Source organism: bacterium (assembly GCA_026416715.1).
Classification (GTDB): Bacteria; UBP4; UBA4092; order JAOAEQ01; family JAOAEQ01; genus JAOAEQ01.
Genome location: JAOAEQ010000034.1, coordinates 1 through 16,614 on the forward strand (window position 1 = coordinate 1; position 16,614 = coordinate 16,614).

Annotated in this window: 14 protein-coding genes; 2 read left to right on the forward strand and 12 right to left on the reverse strand. The window is 40.2% G+C overall.

Features of this window, described 5'->3' with window-relative positions; translation table 11 throughout:
• Nucleotides 1-137: 137 nt before the first annotated feature.
• From N3A72_11695 to N3A72_11730, 8 genes are all read right to left on the reverse strand, one after another.
• Complete coding sequence (locus N3A72_11695) at nucleotides 138-1,454, reverse strand: hypothetical protein (protein MCX7920240.1); 1,317 nt, start codon at nucleotides 1,452-1,454, stop codon at nucleotides 138-140.
• 270 nt (nucleotides 1,455-1,724) lie between these two features.
• Nucleotides 1,725-2,630 carry an ankyrin repeat domain-containing protein gene (locus tag N3A72_11700; protein MCX7920241.1) on the reverse strand — a complete coding sequence of 302 codons (906 nt, stop codon included), beginning with the start codon at nucleotides 2,628-2,630 and terminating at the stop codon, nucleotides 1,725-1,727.
• Nucleotides 2,631-2,707: 77 nt separating this feature from the next.
• Entirely contained in the window at nucleotides 2,708-3,343 is a 636-nt protein-coding gene (locus tag N3A72_11705) for a hypothetical protein (GenBank protein MCX7920242.1), read from the reverse strand.
• A gap of 78 nt (nucleotides 3,344-3,421) precedes the next feature.
• The gene (locus N3A72_11710) at nucleotides 3,422-3,994 is read right to left on the reverse strand and encodes a DUF6141 family protein (protein ID MCX7920243.1); all 573 of its coding nucleotides are present in this window, start codon (nucleotides 3,992-3,994) and stop codon (nucleotides 3,422-3,424) included.
• A 4-nt stretch (nucleotides 3,995-3,998) separates the two neighbouring features.
• Entirely contained in the window at nucleotides 3,999-4,286 is a 288-nt protein-coding gene (locus N3A72_11715) for a DUF2089 domain-containing protein (GenBank protein MCX7920244.1), read from the reverse strand.
• Between the two features lie 238 nt (nucleotides 4,287-4,524).
• A complete protein-coding gene (locus N3A72_11720) occupies nucleotides 4,525-5,928 on the reverse strand; it encodes an MATE family efflux transporter (GenBank protein ID MCX7920245.1) in 1,404 nt (467 codons plus the stop codon).
• Nucleotides 5,929-6,026: 98 nt separating this feature from the next.
• Nucleotides 6,027-6,752: a bacillithiol biosynthesis deacetylase BshB1 gene (gene bshB1 / locus N3A72_11725; protein ID MCX7920246.1), complete on the reverse strand. Its 726-nt coding sequence runs from the start codon at nucleotides 6,750-6,752 to the stop codon at nucleotides 6,027-6,029.
• A 90-nt stretch (nucleotides 6,753-6,842) separates the two neighbouring features.
• On the reverse strand, nucleotides 6,843-8,003 hold the full coding sequence (locus N3A72_11730; GenBank protein MCX7920247.1) for a glycerate kinase: 1,161 nt from the start codon (nucleotides 8,001-8,003) through the stop codon (nucleotides 6,843-6,845).
• A 206-nt stretch (nucleotides 8,004-8,209) separates the two neighbouring features.
• On the opposite strand from N3A72_11730, the gene N3A72_11735 reads away from it, so the two are divergent.
• A complete protein-coding gene (locus N3A72_11735; protein MCX7920248.1) occupies nucleotides 8,210-9,259 on the forward strand; it encodes a type IV pilus twitching motility protein PilT in 1,050 nt (349 codons plus the stop codon).
• A 181-nt stretch (nucleotides 9,260-9,440) separates the two neighbouring features.
• Complete coding sequence (locus N3A72_11740) at nucleotides 9,441-11,465, forward strand: N-acetylmuramoyl-L-alanine amidase (protein ID MCX7920249.1); 2,025 nt, start codon at nucleotides 9,441-9,443, stop codon at nucleotides 11,463-11,465.
• Between the two features lie 49 nt (nucleotides 11,466-11,514).
• On the opposite strand, the gene tsaB is transcribed toward N3A72_11740, so the two are convergent.
• From tsaB to topA, 4 genes are all read right to left on the reverse strand, one after another.
• Complete coding sequence (tsaB, locus tag N3A72_11745) at nucleotides 11,515-12,210, reverse strand: tRNA (adenosine(37)-N6)-threonylcarbamoyltransferase complex dimerization subunit type 1 TsaB (protein ID MCX7920250.1); 696 nt, start codon at nucleotides 12,208-12,210, stop codon at nucleotides 11,515-11,517.
• 42 nt (nucleotides 12,211-12,252) lie between these two features.
• Nucleotides 12,253-12,729 (reverse strand): tRNA (adenosine(37)-N6)-threonylcarbamoyltransferase complex ATPase subunit type 1 TsaE, encoded by a 477-nt coding sequence (gene tsaE, locus N3A72_11750; GenBank protein MCX7920251.1) that lies wholly within the window; start codon nucleotides 12,727-12,729, stop codon nucleotides 12,253-12,255.
• Nucleotides 12,730-12,895: 166 nt separating this feature from the next.
• Nucleotides 12,896-14,012 (reverse strand): peptide chain release factor 2 gene (prfB, locus tag N3A72_11755; GenBank protein ID MCX7920252.1). Its coding sequence is split into 2 segments (ribosomal slippage): nucleotides 12,896-13,945 and nucleotides 13,947-14,012, totalling 1,116 coding nucleotides; the frame shifts between segments, so codons are not numbered across the junction.
• Between the two features lie 182 nt (nucleotides 14,013-14,194).
• On the reverse strand, nucleotides 14,195-16,609 hold the full coding sequence (gene topA, locus N3A72_11760) for a type I DNA topoisomerase (GenBank protein MCX7920253.1): 2,415 nt from the start codon (nucleotides 16,607-16,609) through the stop codon (nucleotides 14,195-14,197).
• Nucleotides 16,610-16,614: the final 5 nt, after the last annotated feature.

Below are 16,614 nucleotides of genomic sequence, written 5' to 3' on the forward strand. Positions count from 1 at the left end.
AGATAGTACTCATCCATATATTGTATATTGTATTACGATGGCTGACCATGAAGGAAAACCAGCTACAGAACAAGACCGCCATTTCCATGATAAAAGCCTATGGAAAATGTGGGTGAGCAAATAGGGATTAAATTTAATTAATTAAACTGGATGGAATAAAGGTCAGCGTCGTTGAATACAACACGTAATCGAATAGGTTTATCTTTTAATCCTGCAAGGTTCGATTTATTCTTCCAAACTACTTTCCTTGATATTTCATCTCCATAAATTTCGATGCAGTTATTCAAATCATATCCCGGAATCGGTTTCCCAACAATATCCTGTATCTCGATTCGGATACTTCCAACAGCTGAAGTAGAATAGTTGATTAATAAATTATCCCCCTTAAACTTCATCGGTTTAGTTATCATCTCACCGCCAGTGTATGGTGCATTGAGTGAAACGAACCCATCAAGCCGTACTGTTCCTCTTCGTAATTGCGGTATCTCGCCATAATTTTCTGCCCAATATATTGAAATTTCGTCATCCCCAGTTTTGAGCAAACCCCACGCAGGGGTATTATTGCTATGCGCATCACCCCAATTATGCGGGTTTAATCCCGGGCGGATATATGCTTCCATAAACGTTCTCGACCAGTTAAGGCCATCATAACTCGAAATCAATACCGCATCAGAAACCCCATCTATATCTCGTTCCGGTAAGCCGATTTTCTTCCGTTCAGGAACGAACCGCATCGGGAACCCTAATAATAATTTTGGATTACGAAAATAGGATATAATCGCATTAGTATAAAAATGTTCAATCGGTGTATTGCCGAAATTTAACGGCTCGGTTTTCGACCAATGCAAAAAATCTGATGACGTTGCTCGCGCAATACTGCGTTTCCCTTGTTGGCTGATACGAAAATAGCAAACGTATTGGTTTCTAGCGCTATCCCAGAAAGCAAGGTTCTGTGAATCGAAAGAACCATCGGAAATAATCGGCTTTGCAGATATCTTTTTCCAATGAATACCATCTGGGGAACCCAAACCAAATAGCATCCGTTTCCGGTCTCCTTTTTCATCCGGATAGATATTTAATCCGACAGCTTTATAGTTCTCTTCCGATTTTGCGTTCGGATTGGTATCCTTAAACGGAGTAAAATTATGAGATTCGCAATACGCTGTTCGTTCGCCTGTCCAAACAATATTATTCTGTTTACTTCCATTGATTTCGAATAGTCCCAGATTTGGTCGGATCCAATGGATACCATCACTACTTTCTGCTAAACAGGTTACTTCCTGCATAATATTTACCGGGGAAACTTCTCCACCCCCGCGATAATACATCCGATATTTATTTCCATCCTGAAATATCGTTACATATCCGCTCGCCTTTCCTTCCCAAGGCGCATCAAATTTAAACACCACTTCTTTTGGTTGTGGAGGATGTAAGCGGAATTGGATATTATTCATTTTTTCAACCAACTGATTGTCAACAAATAAGCATACCTCGGAGTCTACCGATAATATTTCACCGTTTCCTGTTTGCTGTTTAGCATAACCGCTCGAAACGAAAACAATGAGAAAGAAAACTATATATTTTCTTGCTCGAGTCATAACAAAAATGGAATGTGTGTGGTTATATTGCAATACTTTCTTTAAATTAATCAAGGGCTTGATTTATTATCAAGCCCCTATAGTAGAAAAAAGCAAAATAGTATGTGGATATTACGATTGTTTGTTTTATTTCGTTTCCTCTGCTCCAGCGAGGCTTAGCAACCGCATTATTTCAGTAAAATTGTTTCGGTCCGCAATAGAATATGCGCTATCACCCTCATTAGTTTTAGCATTTATATCCGCCCCGTGATCAATAAGCGCGCGAACGATTACCGTATTCCCATTTTTCGCCGCATATAATAATGCAGTCCAACCGTCAGCTGTTTTCGCATTGACATCTGCATTCTTTTCCAATAATAGATTGACAATATCAGAGTTGTTTTTATTAGTTGCCAAGATTAATGCAGTTAATCCGGTATTAGTTGCCGCATTAACTTCCGCCCCGTTAGCGAGTAATAGTCGAACCAAGTTACTGTTACCATTTTTTACCGAGATTAATAATGCTGTCCAGCCATCGGTTGTTTGTGCATTGGCATCCGCTTTATTGGTTAACAGAAATTCAACCAGTTCAGATTTATTTTTTTCAACAGCGAATAACAACGGAGTCCAGCCATCATTAGTTTTCGCATTAACATCCGCGCCTTTTTCCACAAGTAACTTAACCATATCAGGACTATTCTTATCAACCGCGATATGTAATGCGGTCCATCCTTGACTATTTTTTGCATCGAGGTTTGCTTTATTTGCCAGCAGGAGTTTAACCATATCGAGGTCGTTATGTTTAACAGCAAAATGTAATGCGGTCATATTATTCGTTGTATCTTTTGTATTGACATCCATCCCCGCCAAAAGGAATAAATTGACTGCGGTTGTATCTCCTTTTTCAACACAAGTTAAAAATGTTTTTTGCGTAAATTCGAGTTTTTGATTCTCTAACGCACGTCGAGCTTCTGACGGAGTTTCAGCCAAGGCAATATTGGCACAAAGGAAAATGGTAGCAATAAGGTTAATTAATATCCGTTTGGACTCCATAACAATTTTCCCTCCATCATAGAGTGTTATTAAAAAAATTATACGATTTATTTATTGCACTGTCAAGATGAAAAACGTTAGAGATAATAACGATGCCCAATAGCGATAATAACTATTTTCGAGATAACTTCAGCGATGAACAAGGCGATGATAAATCCGATAATCGCTTTCCCGCCGGTAACATTGCAGGAAACCGCAAATCCCCGATACATCAGGATAATCATCCACATCAGCATAACTAAAACGACCAGCACTATCCCTATTAAGATTATCAGTGCTCTGATATTTTCAGTTATAATTGGTAATACATTCATCGGAGTTACCGTCATCAGTTTTTCAATTAATCCCTGATATCCGGGGAGCAACGCAATTAATGCCATAATTAATCCCGGGAAACGCGCTAACGCTTGGGTACCGAAAATATCGACAATACGGTATTTAGTTTTTGAAATTACCTTTGCAACGATAAGTAATACGAATCCGAGTGATAGCCAATTAGTAAAAATTTCTACTAGATGCAGCCATATTGGGACTGGATTAGATCCGAAATGAAAATCGAGAACACCATCGAAATGAGAACTACTCAACCAAGCGATTAGTCCAGTAATCAACATTACGAACAGTCCAATGATAAGCGCTTTACCACCAGCAAGATAATAAAACGGATTAAACAACCAGGTTATAACCTGATTGTCGGGTTTTTGATTGTCCATATACCCTCCTGTATTTAACCAATAGCGTATTAAGCAAATTAAACGAACCAGTTAAATCATTCTCCATCAATATCAGCATCAATAAGTTGTTGATTGGTTAATTCTAAATTCTAAATTAGAAGATTTTTGGATTGCGCGAACGAACTCATCTGGTTTCTGTGAGCCGATAAGAATCCGTTTGCCGTTTTTTAAGATAAGCTGAACGCCTCGGTTCCCGCTAACATTATATGCGGTCCCATTCCACCCAAAGCGAATACCCCAGCCACCGTATTCCGCTATAGGTCGATAGGTTCTTGCTTCATAATGCTTAATATCAGTAAACAAGATTTTCCGGCGGACAAAAGGATAGAACCAAATTAAAATCCCATCTTGATGTACTTCAGAGATTAGTTTTAAGATATACAACAGGGAGGGGATTCCAATTGCAATGAGAAACATTAAAGAGCCGAAAATAATTAATTCAAATTCCGTATTCAGCAACAGCTGATTTCCTCTCGAGTGACCGAAAATAAGCTGTTTAACCATAAGATATCCAACAATAAAAATTTCGAGAAAACATAAGAGAATCAGCAGCCAGAGCCATTTTTGCCGGAATTGCTGTTCTTCATGAAACAGAACCTGAGGTTGTGAATAATTATTATTTTTCTGCATAAATCTATTTCTCGGTTAGCGTTTTTAATTGTTCTATTATTGCATCTAGTCGATTCCGGACAGTTGGATAAGAAATTCCATAATTCTGCGCCATAGTTTTCAGACTACCACTAGACTTAACGAGGTCAATAATAAATTCTTGTTCTTTTTGTCCGAGTTTCGAAAGAACCGAAAGTTCAAACTTTCCTTCAACCGCAGTCGAACAATTTGGACAGATTAACCGTGCAACTTCCAATAATTGATTACAACTCGGACATTGAGTCGGCAACTTTTTTTCTCCTAGCTGTTCCATAAAATTAACCTACATTCAAAAAAAAGTTTAATCTTACAGTAAATATAATATACCATATTATCAATTATGTCAACTTAAATATAAATAATATTAAATATATATTTAATTATTTTAATTTTTATTACGTTCTGTATCGATAGGAACGAGGTTCTTTCGCTTGAACGTATACTCCTAATAAACTTTAGCCGGTAAAACTAAAACAATGCTGTTCATACTTTTTTTTAATGCGAGATTTATATTAATTAGTTGGATGTGATACCGGTATTAATTTCCATTTTCCACGCTTGAATACATACCATAATCCGACGGTTCTTCCGAACCAGTCAATCGCTGTCGCAAGCCAAACCCCTGCTAATCCCCAACCGAAGGTTATAGCAAAAAGGTAAACTACGCCAAACCGGAAAAGTAATACACAAACTATCATATTATATAATGGTGATTTTGTATCGCCGGCACCGCGAAGACATCCGGATAATATCATCGTATACGATAAAAATGGCAATTCTAACGCCGATATCTGCAACGCTAATCCAGCTAATCGGATTACCTCTGGAGTTGCACCGAATAATACTACAATAGAATGAGCAAAACTGACGAAAATAATGCCTAATCCAAGCATGAAACCAGTAGTCCATAACATCGCTCGTCTAACACTAAGTTCAGCAATGTCTGTTTTTCTTGCGCCAAGGGACTGACCGACAATAGTCATCACCGCAACATTAATCCCAAAAGCTGGCATAAACGCTAACGATTCTAGCCGAACCGCAATAAAATGCGCAGCAATAGCAATTGTTCCAAGCATAGCGATTATTTTCATAAAGATTAAATGAGCTCCACTTCCGATAAACCGTTCTATAGCAACCGGATATGCGAGTGTAATTAATTCTTTCAACAACTGTTTATTCCAGCAGAAAAAATTTCGAACTGGAAGCTTGATATGTGACCAACCCCTTTCAAGCATGAATAGTGCAAAAAGTCCGCCAAGCGCTTGAGCAATCATTGAACCATAGGCAACACCAATAAGTCCTAAATTGAATCCAAAAGCTAAGATAATACAGAGCAAAATATTGATGACATTCATGGTAACAGTAATATACATTGGTGATTTCGTATCTCCGCTACCGCGCATAATTCCGCTGGCAATAAACATTAGCATTTCAAGCGGTATAGTAATAATAACGATTCGTAGATATGTTCCACCGAGTTTAATTACTGGTTCGCTCGCACCAAACCAATGAAACAAACTATCGGATAATAGGAACCCGACGAACATCAAACCGAGTCCAAAAAATAGTCCGAAACATAACGCCTGATTCCCATACCGCTGCGCCTTATCATATTCTTTGGCGCCCCAATTTCGCGCAACTAACGATGTGGTTGCCACCGCTATCCCTTGAAACGGTGCCATCGTTACCATAAACAATGTTCCGGCTAACATAGTACCAGCTAATGCATTCGCATCTTTCAGCCATCCGACAATAAATGCATCCGCTAGATAAACTAACATTCCCATAAGGTTCTCGATAATCGCTGGGAATGCCAGTGACCACATTGTCCGATTTAATTTTTCTGGTCGAAGGTCAAGCGATTTCCGTGGTTCAATCTGACTTTCATCAATAAATTTTTCTTCAACTTCGTTCATAACATGGTATTTTTGTGTCTAGTAAAAAACCATAGAAAAAAACAGGGCTTGATATATCAAGCCCCTATATCAATTAACCTATATCCTGCTCTTATTATTTAAATTGACCGAACAGGCATTTGAACAATATCATCAATTTCAATTTGTTCATTTACGAAAAAGGGTTCCGCATAGATCTTTTGAATCAATAGTCCGTAATGCCGTGCACGGATCCGCATCACGTCAAAAACATCGGTTCTGGTAAATGGAACTTCTTCTCCAGGTCGTATATCTTCAAACTGGGATTTATATGCTTTAACCGCCTCAATTTTCCGGGCGAATTGGTCGGTAATATCAACCAAAAAACTTGGCCTAATATCTTGAAAATACATCGTTGCATATATGATTTTAAAAGGTCGATGTGGTTCCGCACCTGTGTCGAGTTTTTTCAATCCGGATAAATAACAAGCTTCATACGCCAGTTTTGGAGTCGTATAATGGTCTGGATGTCTGCCTTTCCAATATGGCAAAATAACGACTTTCGGTCGATATCTCCGAATTAAATGAACGAGTTTTAGCTTATTTTCATAACTATTTTCAACTCGAGCATCTGGAAGCTCAAGATTCTCACGAACAGATACCCCCATAATCTTTGCTGCAACAGCTGCTTCTTCAGCGCGAAGTTTCGCTGACCCGCGAGTTCCCATTTCACCCTGAGTTAAATCAACTATTCCAACGGTATATCCTTTATCTACCATTTTAATTAACGTTCCACCGCAGGTTATTTCAGTATCGTCGCGGTGCGCAGAAACTGCCAATACATCTAAAGTCGTTTTATCCGACATAACCAATACTCCTTTTCAGCTAAATTCTAAATTCACATTTGTGGTTAAGATTAGCGTCGGGAAGAAACGTTTTGTTTCAAATTTTGATATTCAGATTTTAAATTCCCTATTTTCGAAAGAGAAATGCTGTAACATTTCTTCTGCAGTATCAGCCAATAACTTTTCGGCGTTTTGCATTGCATATTCTAATGTCATTGACGGTCGCAACAAACTATATAATTTATCTATTCCATAATTAAACAGAATATTGGCATCATCAGCAACTGACCCACCGATTGCAACTACCGGGACGCCAAACTGTTTCGCAACTCGGGCGATTCCAACAGGTGCTTTTCCTTGTGCAGTTTGTGCGTCAAGTTTTCCTTCCCCGGTAATAACCAACGCCGCATTCTGCATTTTATCTGCTAACCCAGTTGCTTCGATAACTATATCTATCCCCGGTTTTAATTCTGCACCGAGAAATGCAACCAAGCCAGCGCCAAGGCCACCGGCAGCGCCCGCTCCAGGTAGAGTATCAATATTGATGTTCAGCTCCCGCGCAACGATACGCACAAAATGTCGCATATTCCATTCAAGCTGTTCAACCATTTCAGGAGTGGCTCCTTTTTGTGGCGCATATAATTTTGCGGTACCGGACTCGCCAGTGAGCGGAATATTAACATCACAAGCAACAATAATTTTCGTAGTTCGAACGCGTGGGTCAAGCTCAGATAAATCTATTTTCGCTAACCGTTCTAATGCTTTCCCACCATATCCTATTGGCAACCCATCTGCAGCAAGTAGTTTTACTCCCAGAGCTTGTGCCATCCCCGTACCAGCATCTGTCGTTGCGCTTCCGCCAATACCAATGATAATTTTATTTACGCCCTCGTCGAGTGCGGATTTAATCAATTCGCCGGTACCATAGGTTGAAGTAACCATAGGATTGCGCAGTTTTGGTGGAACCAGCCGGAGACCAGAGGCAGCTGCCATTTCAATTACAGCGGTATTACAGTCGCCAAGGATCCCGAATTGCGCTAGGATACGGTTCCCAAGTGGATCAGTAACACGAACGGTTCGATATATGCCATGGGTCGCAGTAACTAAAGCTTCTACTGTTCCATCACCACCATCAGCAAAGGGAATTTTAACTATTTCCGCGTCAGGAAGAACCCGGCGGATTCCGCGTTCAATAGCATTGGCGACCTGCGGTGAACTTAAACATTCTTTAAACGCATTCGGCGCAATAATAATTTTCTTTCGAATATCCATGTTAATAAAAAATTTTAACATGAAGACAAGAGCTTACGCTAATATTACTTTCGTTCCGTTTACCATATACTGCAATCGGAATATAGTTTTTGATTTTCTACTTGACAATGTTAGTAAGTGTATATTAATTTAACCATACCAAGAAAGCTTCGTAACCCTATTTATTTTTAGCTATCTGTCTCAATCAAAGGAGGAAAAAAACGAGTATGAATATGACTGAATTGTTGCATTTAACCATAGATAAAGGAGCATCAGATTTGCATATTGCGGTTGGTCGTCCACCAATGTTACGGATTGATGGAAAACTGGTTCCGACCGGATTTGAAAATCTAACCCCAGAAGAATCTAAGCGACTTATATATAGTATTCTAACCGATGCACAACGCCAAAAATTCGAACTGGATAAAGAATTAGATTTTTCATTAAGTCTGCATGAATTTGGCCGGTTTCGGGTGAATGTACACTATCAACGGGGCACTGTTGCTGCAGCGTTACGAACCATTCCGATGCGAATCCTAACTTTGCAAGAATTAAAACTTCCGGAGGTTATCCCTTCGGTACTTGACCATACTTCAGGTTTGATTCTGGTTACCGGTCCTACTGGGTCAGGGAAATCCACTACGTTAGCAGCAATGATTGATTATATAAATGAAAAACGGACTGACCATATTATCACCATCGAAGACCCGATAGAATATCTCCATAAACATAAAAACTGTGTGATTGAACAGCGAGAAGTGGCTGCGGATACCAATTCGTTTGTTTCTGCGTTAAAATATGTTCTGCGCCAAGACCCGGATGTTATTTTAATTGGGGAAATGCGCGATTTGGAAACTATTGCAGCGGCGTTAACCGCAGCAGAAACTGGACATTTAGTTCTAGCTACGTTACATACGATTGATACTGCCCAGACAGTTGACCGAGTAGTGGACGTTTTTCCACCACATCAGCAGCAGCAGATTCGAACTCAACTAGCTAATGTTCTTCTAGCAGTATTCTGCCAGCGACTGTTACCAATGGCAACCGGTTCCGGTCGTATTGCCGCGATTGAAGTGATGATATCAACTCCAGCAATTGCAACACTCATCCGGGAAGGGAAAACGCATCAAATTCCATCCGCGATCGAAACCAGTTATCAAAAAGGAATGCAAACTATGGATCGCGCGCTCGGCAATCTCCTCCGTCGCAATTTGATAACGTATGAAGAAGCGGTAAAATATGCGAAAAAACCAGAAGAATTAAACCGATATGCCTAACTGATAAATTTCAAATTGCAGGGGCTCCAAATAAATCTTGAATTCCAATTACTAAAAAATCTGAGTATCGTCTATTTTCATTTGGAATGTATTTAACATTTTAGTTTTGAAAAGAAAATTATTTAGGGAGGCAAACATGAAACAAATCAAGATTTCATACGTTTTGGGGAGCCTATTGATTATGGTTATAGTTCTTACGGAAATGACCGTAGCGGATATTGGATTAAAAGGAAAGAAGATTATTATTGATGCTGGGCATGGACCGGATTTAGGTGCGGTTGGACTATATGGTCTAACTGAACGCGAATTAAATCTGAAAGTAGCAAAATATTTGAGTCAATATCTAACGGATGCTGGGGCAACGGTCGTTATGACCCGGGAAGATGATAGTGGCCCATATTCTGGCCGAACGGTAGCGGCACATAGTTTAGCGGCGCGAGTAAAAATGGCAACGGAGGAAAAATGCGATTTATTTCTATCAATTCATCATAATGCAAATGCACAAGCGGATCGCAGTGTTAATCAGATAGAGGTCTTCTATAACATTTATGATTTCGGTCCGTCAAAAGATGCTGCGCAATATATCTACGATTCGCTAGTCAATGAATTGCATATCCCGAAAGGGTATCCTACGGTAATGCCAGCAGAATACTATGTATTACGGAAAGCGGTCGGATATCCTGCAGTGTTAGGCGAAGCAGCGTTTATTATTAATCCACAAGCGGAACTGTTGCTCAGAACAGAGGAATATCAGCAAAAAGAAGCGAAAGCGTATTTTGAAGGAATAAAACGTTATTTTGATGCCGGGATTTTAACCATAACGAAACTGCAACCAGCTGATGGCGAAATTTTAACTGATACGGCACTACCAAGAATATCCGCTGAACTTACCGAAGAAAAAGGCGGTCCTGGTATAGATATTGATTCAATTCAGGTCAAACTTGATGAGAAACCGGTATCATTTCAGCTTCGGGGAAATAAAATTAATTATATTCCGGAAAAACCGTTGACCAATGGGGAGCACACGATTACGATTGATGCACGAAATAAAAAAGGAAACGCAGCGATGACCGCAAAAAGTACATTTCTCGTCCAGCTTCCTCCGGAACAAATTGAAGTGAAAGTTGAACCAAAACAAATTCCGCCTGATGGTAACGCAGATGTATTAATTACCGCAATGGTTAAAGATAAACATAATAATCCTATTGGAGATGGTGTTTTGGTAACCTTTCTAGCGGATAACCGGTATTTTGGTAAAGCATTGACTCATCAAGGAAACGCTAGAATATATTATCCCGGGAAACCCTTTATGACTACCACACCGATTGTTGCAAAAACCCAATCGAAAACAGATATAACGACACTTGAATCGAATTTAGATTCGCTCGGAATGATTATCGGAACTGTAAAAACGAGAACCGGGACCCCGATTCCGAATGCAACTATTAAACTGGTAGAAAATGCTATAGGAACAACAAATTCTGATGGCTGGTTTTATATCAGTGAACTCGGTGCTGGAGAATATCCGCTCAGCATTGAGAGCAACGGATATATTTCGACAACTAAATTAGTGCAAGTTAAACCAGCCACGTGTACGAAACTTTTGATAACCTTAGACCCGGTAGCTGATGGTGTTTTTCATAATAAATTGTTTATCATAGATCCGGCATATGGCGGAGCACAAAGTGGCGCGGTTGGTCCCTCGGGTTTAAGTGCCGCGCAAGTTAATCTGAAAGTAGGGTTAGAACTTCAGCAATTACTGCGCCAAGCGGGAGCGAACGTGATTATGACGCGAACAGATAATACTTCGTTACTTTCCGACCAAGAAAAAGCCGTTCTCGATGCGACTACTGATAACGATTTATTTCTGATCATCAATTTTGGTCGCGCAGTTGATAGCACCCAAAACTATATGGCAATATATCACTATCCCGGTCAGCGGATATCACTATCGAAACATATTTTAGATTCCTTACAGAAGAAGTTCGGGTATCCATTCATTCCATACATTGGCCAGTATGGAAAAGATGGACTAATTGATAATTCCGATTATTTGATTGTCCAAAGTTATGGTATTCGCATTGAACCGTCGTTGATTTCGAATCCAGAGGAAGAAACTCGATTGAAAAATGAATCGTATTTGCGCGAGATAGCACAAGCTATCTACGATGGGCTTCTCGCCTATTACAAAGAACAGCTGAAATAATTATTGCTGCATCTTTCATTTTAGCGAGTTAAAAGGAGGTGGTCTCTTTCTAGCTTCGGTTTTTTCTCTCCCAAACCAGTTCCGCTTCCGGCCTTCGTAAATAGTGGGGTTCTAGTTTTAAGGGGTCATCTTGAATACCAACCCTTAATTTCTGAAGGCCTAATTCGGCCACACTACTTGGTAAGACCATCTGGAGATTCGTCGGGGCAAAAGAAGCGTAATTGCCAAGTTTTACTAAAATATCATTACGAAATTTCCTGACTCCATTACCACTAAATATACATGGAAATGTAATGTGATTTAGAAGATTTTGCAACGGAATAACGGTATCTTTCATGATGGTATCAAGATGACCATTGTGCGCTTGATAGACCGCAGCATATACTTCTCCGCGGGATGCATCCAGTATAGAACAGATAGCCCGATTCGTTAGGCTTAACGGAAACGCGAGTGCAGATAAAGTAGAAATCCCGATTAAAGGAAGCCGGTTCAAAACCGCTAAACTTTTAGCGGCCATAACGCCGATTCGTAACCCGGTAAACGAACCAGGACCAATCGCTACTGCAATTCCATTGATATCTTGTATTGTCAACTGCGTATTGTGAAATATGGTATCTAGTGCTGGAAATAACCGGGCGGAATGCGTTACAGTTAAATCGAGCTGATAGTTTGCAAGCACATACGTATCGTTGACAATAGCGACACCGCCGGTCGTGGTGGAAGTATCGATTCCAAGAACAAGCATAGGCAAATGTTTATAGCAAAATGTTAAATAACCATCACAACTTTAAAGTTTCAAATAAGTTTCTAATAAGGTCGTATATTTTTCTCCTATTGGGGTAATCGTCATGATTCGCTGCTGTTCATTATTTTGGTCAAGTGTAAATCGAATTTCAATTCGGTCTAGGGGTAGCACGGCTGGGAATCGTTCAGCCCATTCAATAACGATTACTCCGTTTTGATTTAGATAGTCCTGCCACCCGAGTGCCCAGATTTCCTCTACCGATTTTAGCCGATAGAAATCAAAGTGGTACAGCCGCAATCGACCCTGATATTCATTAACAAGCGTGAAACTCGGGCTATGTATCGGTTCAGTTATCCCTAACCCTTCAGCGAGACCTTGAACAAAAACTGTTTTTCCACTGCCCAATTCGCCACACAGCCCGATACATTCACCACCAACGAAGAATTGACCAAATTGGTTACCTAACCTTCGGGTCTCTTGTGCTGAGTATGTTTGGAGACGCATTGATGTTCTATGCATACACTATTTATATCTTGAATGTTTACTTGAATATTTCCTGAATGCAATTTCTCTTCTGTAGCCTATACTTAATGTTTTGATTGAATAAGCTTTTAATTTCTTCTAGTTTCCACTATGTCTTTCTTGGTTATCCTTAACCTAACACTCTATGTGGTTAGTCTTTTGCTTAATCTTCGGATTTCGAAGTTCGGATTTGCTGTTTCAAATATGCTTCAATAAATGGCGTCAGTTCGCCATCCATAACCGACTGAATGTCTCCCAGCTCGACTCCAGTTCGATGGTCTTTCACCAGCCGATATGGATGAAAAATATAGGTTCGAATCTGATTACCCCACGCAATATCTTTCTTTGCCTGTTGGATTTTTTCTGCTTCCAGTTTCTTTTTGCGTTGTTCATATTCATACAATCGGGCGCGTAAAATTTTCATTGCCATAGCGCGGTTGCTATGTTGTGACCGTTCATTCTGACAAGAAACAACTATCCCGGTCGGGAGGTGAGTTATTCGAACTGCTGAATCGGTTACATTTACATGCTGTCCCCCAGCACCGCTTGACCGAAATGTATCAATACGTAGATCGGATTCTTTAATCTCAATTTCGATACTTTCATCTATTTCCGGGTATACAAACACTGCGGCAAATGAAGTATGTCGTCGCTTATTCGCATCAAACGGAGATATACGAATTAACCGATGAATACCGATTTCGGATTTCAGATATCCAAATGCATAATCTCCTTTAACCAGAACAGTAGCACTTTTAATTCCGGCTTCATCCCCTGGCTGGATTGCTATCAGCTCGGTTTTGAACCCCTGCTGTTCTGCCCAGCGAAGATACATTCGCAGTAACATATTCGCCCAATCACAGGATTCGGTCCCACCAGCGCCAGGATGTAATTCGAGAAAACAATTATGTTTATCAAATTCATTATTCAATATACTTTTAACTTCTAATGTGGTCAACTCGCGGTTTAATCGGTTAATATTCGTAACGATTTCAGATTCCTGTGATTCATCCTGCGCTTCAATTGCTAGGTCCAGAAGGATACGAACATCTTCTACGCTTTGTTCTAACCGTACCCAAGGTTCAATTTTTTCCCGGAGCTCACTGATTTGTTGCGTTGTCGCTAGTGCAGCCTGTGGATTATCCCAAAATGTTGGTTCTATTGTCTGCTTTTCTAACTCAGCTAATTTCTTTTGAAGTCCAGCTAGGTCAAAGATACTCCTTCATTTGCAAAATTTTTTTATGGAGTGAATCAATTTGATTCAGATAATCGGTTAACATAATTAACTCGAATTAGACAAAGAAATAAAAATCCTTATTCAATCCTAACCCAACAGTTTCCCTGAGGTCGCTTTTTTGGTATCAGAGAAGACCTCTTGAGGTGCGGTTTCCATAACCATTATGTACCGAAAATTGTTCATCGAAAGTAATAATGTTTCAGAACACACGGGATTTCAGGTCTATTATTCCGAGCTGGTCGGTCCTTTTTGTATTTCCTTATACTTACATTTTTCGCAGCTGAAATAGTTCCCTTCCGTTTTACTAAATTTTTCGACTAAATATGCAGCACCGCATTCTGGGCAGCTACGGAACATTGGTTTATCCCAAGTAGCAAATTGACATTCGGGATATTTACTGCATGCATAAAAGATTTTTCCTTTTCGGGTTCGTTTTGATGCAATGTGTCCGTTACAACCCGGTTCCGGACAGGGTCCAAGTGGAATCGGTTTTGTGGTTTTACACTTTGGATACTTACTACACGCTAAAAACTGGCCATATTTGCCGTTTCGAATTACCATATCAGCCCCGCATTTTTCGCAAGTCGCATTATGTCTCTGCTCAACACCAACAACTTGATTCTTGCTTTCCGAACCCACTGCAGAATCAACTGGTTTCGGAGCGATAATTGGTTTTGCATTCTTACATTTCGGAAACGCCGAACATGCCATGAAACTCCCGGTTTTGCTCCATTTTATCACCATCTCTGCACCGCATTTCTCGCAGTATTCTCCCGTTGGGGTACTCAATTCTTGTTTAACATTGCGCATATTTTTCTGTGCTTCTGCTAATGCAGCTCGAAACGGGTTGTAAAAATCATTTAATACAGCTTGCCACTGCATCTCTCCTTCTTCAATTTTATCTAATTCCGATTCCATTTGTGCGGTGAACGATACATCCATAATTTTCGGAAAATGGAGAACTAATAACGCATTAACTACAATACCTAATTGTGTCGGATGGAACCGACCTTTCAGTTTCTGAACATAATGTCGGTCCTGGATGGTTTTGATAATTGTCGCATAGGTACTTGGTCGTCCAATGCCTTGTTCTTCAAGTTCTTTAACCAGCGTCGCTTCTGAATACCGGGGGGGAGGTTCAGTAAAATGTTGGTTCGGTTCTAATCGAGTTAAGGTTAATATTTGGTTCTCTTTAACTCGCGGCAATTGATGTTGCGGTTCGTTCAATTCTAACTCGGTCGTATCCGTTGAACCGTCTGGGATGGTTGGCACAGGGGTATCATCTTGTCCTTCGGTATAGATCCGGGTAAATCCCGGGAATTTTATAACGGTTCCGGTAGCGCGGAATGTATATTGTTTTGCAGCTATATCAACTGATGTTATTTCATATTGGGCAGAACTCATTTGACTCGCAACAAACCGTTCCCAGATGAGTTTATAAAGTTTATACTGATCTACGGTCAGATATGGTTTCACTGAATCGGGTTCCCAGGTAACATTCGTTGGCCGAATCGCTTCATGTGCATCCTGAACATTTCCTTTTGCTACGTAGGAACGCGGCACCTCAGGTATATACTGCGGACCGTATTTCGTTGTAATATAGTTTCGTGCCTGTTCCTGCGCTTCGAGCGCAACCCGAGTTGAATCGGTTCGCATATATGTAATCAATCCCGCTACCCCTTCTTTACCAAGCGATACCCCTTCATAGAGCGATTGTGCAATTTGCATGGTTTTATTAGTGGAAAATGACAGTTTACGAACCGCTTCTTGTTGTAGTTTGCTGGTAGTAAATGGGAGCGGAGGCGTCTTCTGCTGTAAGCGAATCGTTATCCGACTCACTCGATATTCAGCATCGGATAAATCGGCTACAATCCGCTCTGCTTCTGTTTTATTTTTTATGATTAGTTTCTGATTATTATATCGAATTAACCTTGCGGTAAACGGAATATTCTCCGCAAGTAAATGCGCAGTAATACTCCAGTATTCTTGCGGAACAAATTGGACGATTGCTTGTTCTCGTTCACAGATTAATCGAACCGCCACCGATTGTACTCTGCCGGCACTCAATCCTTTTCTAACCTTTTTCCATAACAGCGGACTTAACTGGTATCCAACTAACCGGTCGAGAATCCGGCGCGCTTGTTGTGCATCAACTTTATTCTGATCAATCGTTCCCGGATGTTCTAGCGCAGTCAATACTGCTGCTCTCGTTATTTCATTAAATAAAACACGATAGATAGTGGGGGAAACCGGATGTATCTCAGATGAAGATTTCGCAGCTGCAGTTCCGGATTTAGTAGATATGGTATTATTCCCATGAAATCGGGAGTCAGATTTTGAATTGTTGATATAGTTTGCAATATGCCAACCGATAGCTTCGCCTTCACGGTCGGGATCAGTGGCAATATATATTCGGTCAACCTGTTTAGCTACTTTTTGAATTTCAGCCAATACCTTTTTTCGGCTTGGGATAATAACATACTGTGGTTTAAACCCACGAGTCACATCAACACCAAGCTTTCTTGTTGGCAAATCAATAACATGCCCCATAGTCGCCCGAATCAGGTAATCCGAACCGAGATATTTTGATAGTGTTTTTTGTTTTGTCGGAGATTCAACGATAACTAGTGATTTTGCCATAGTTC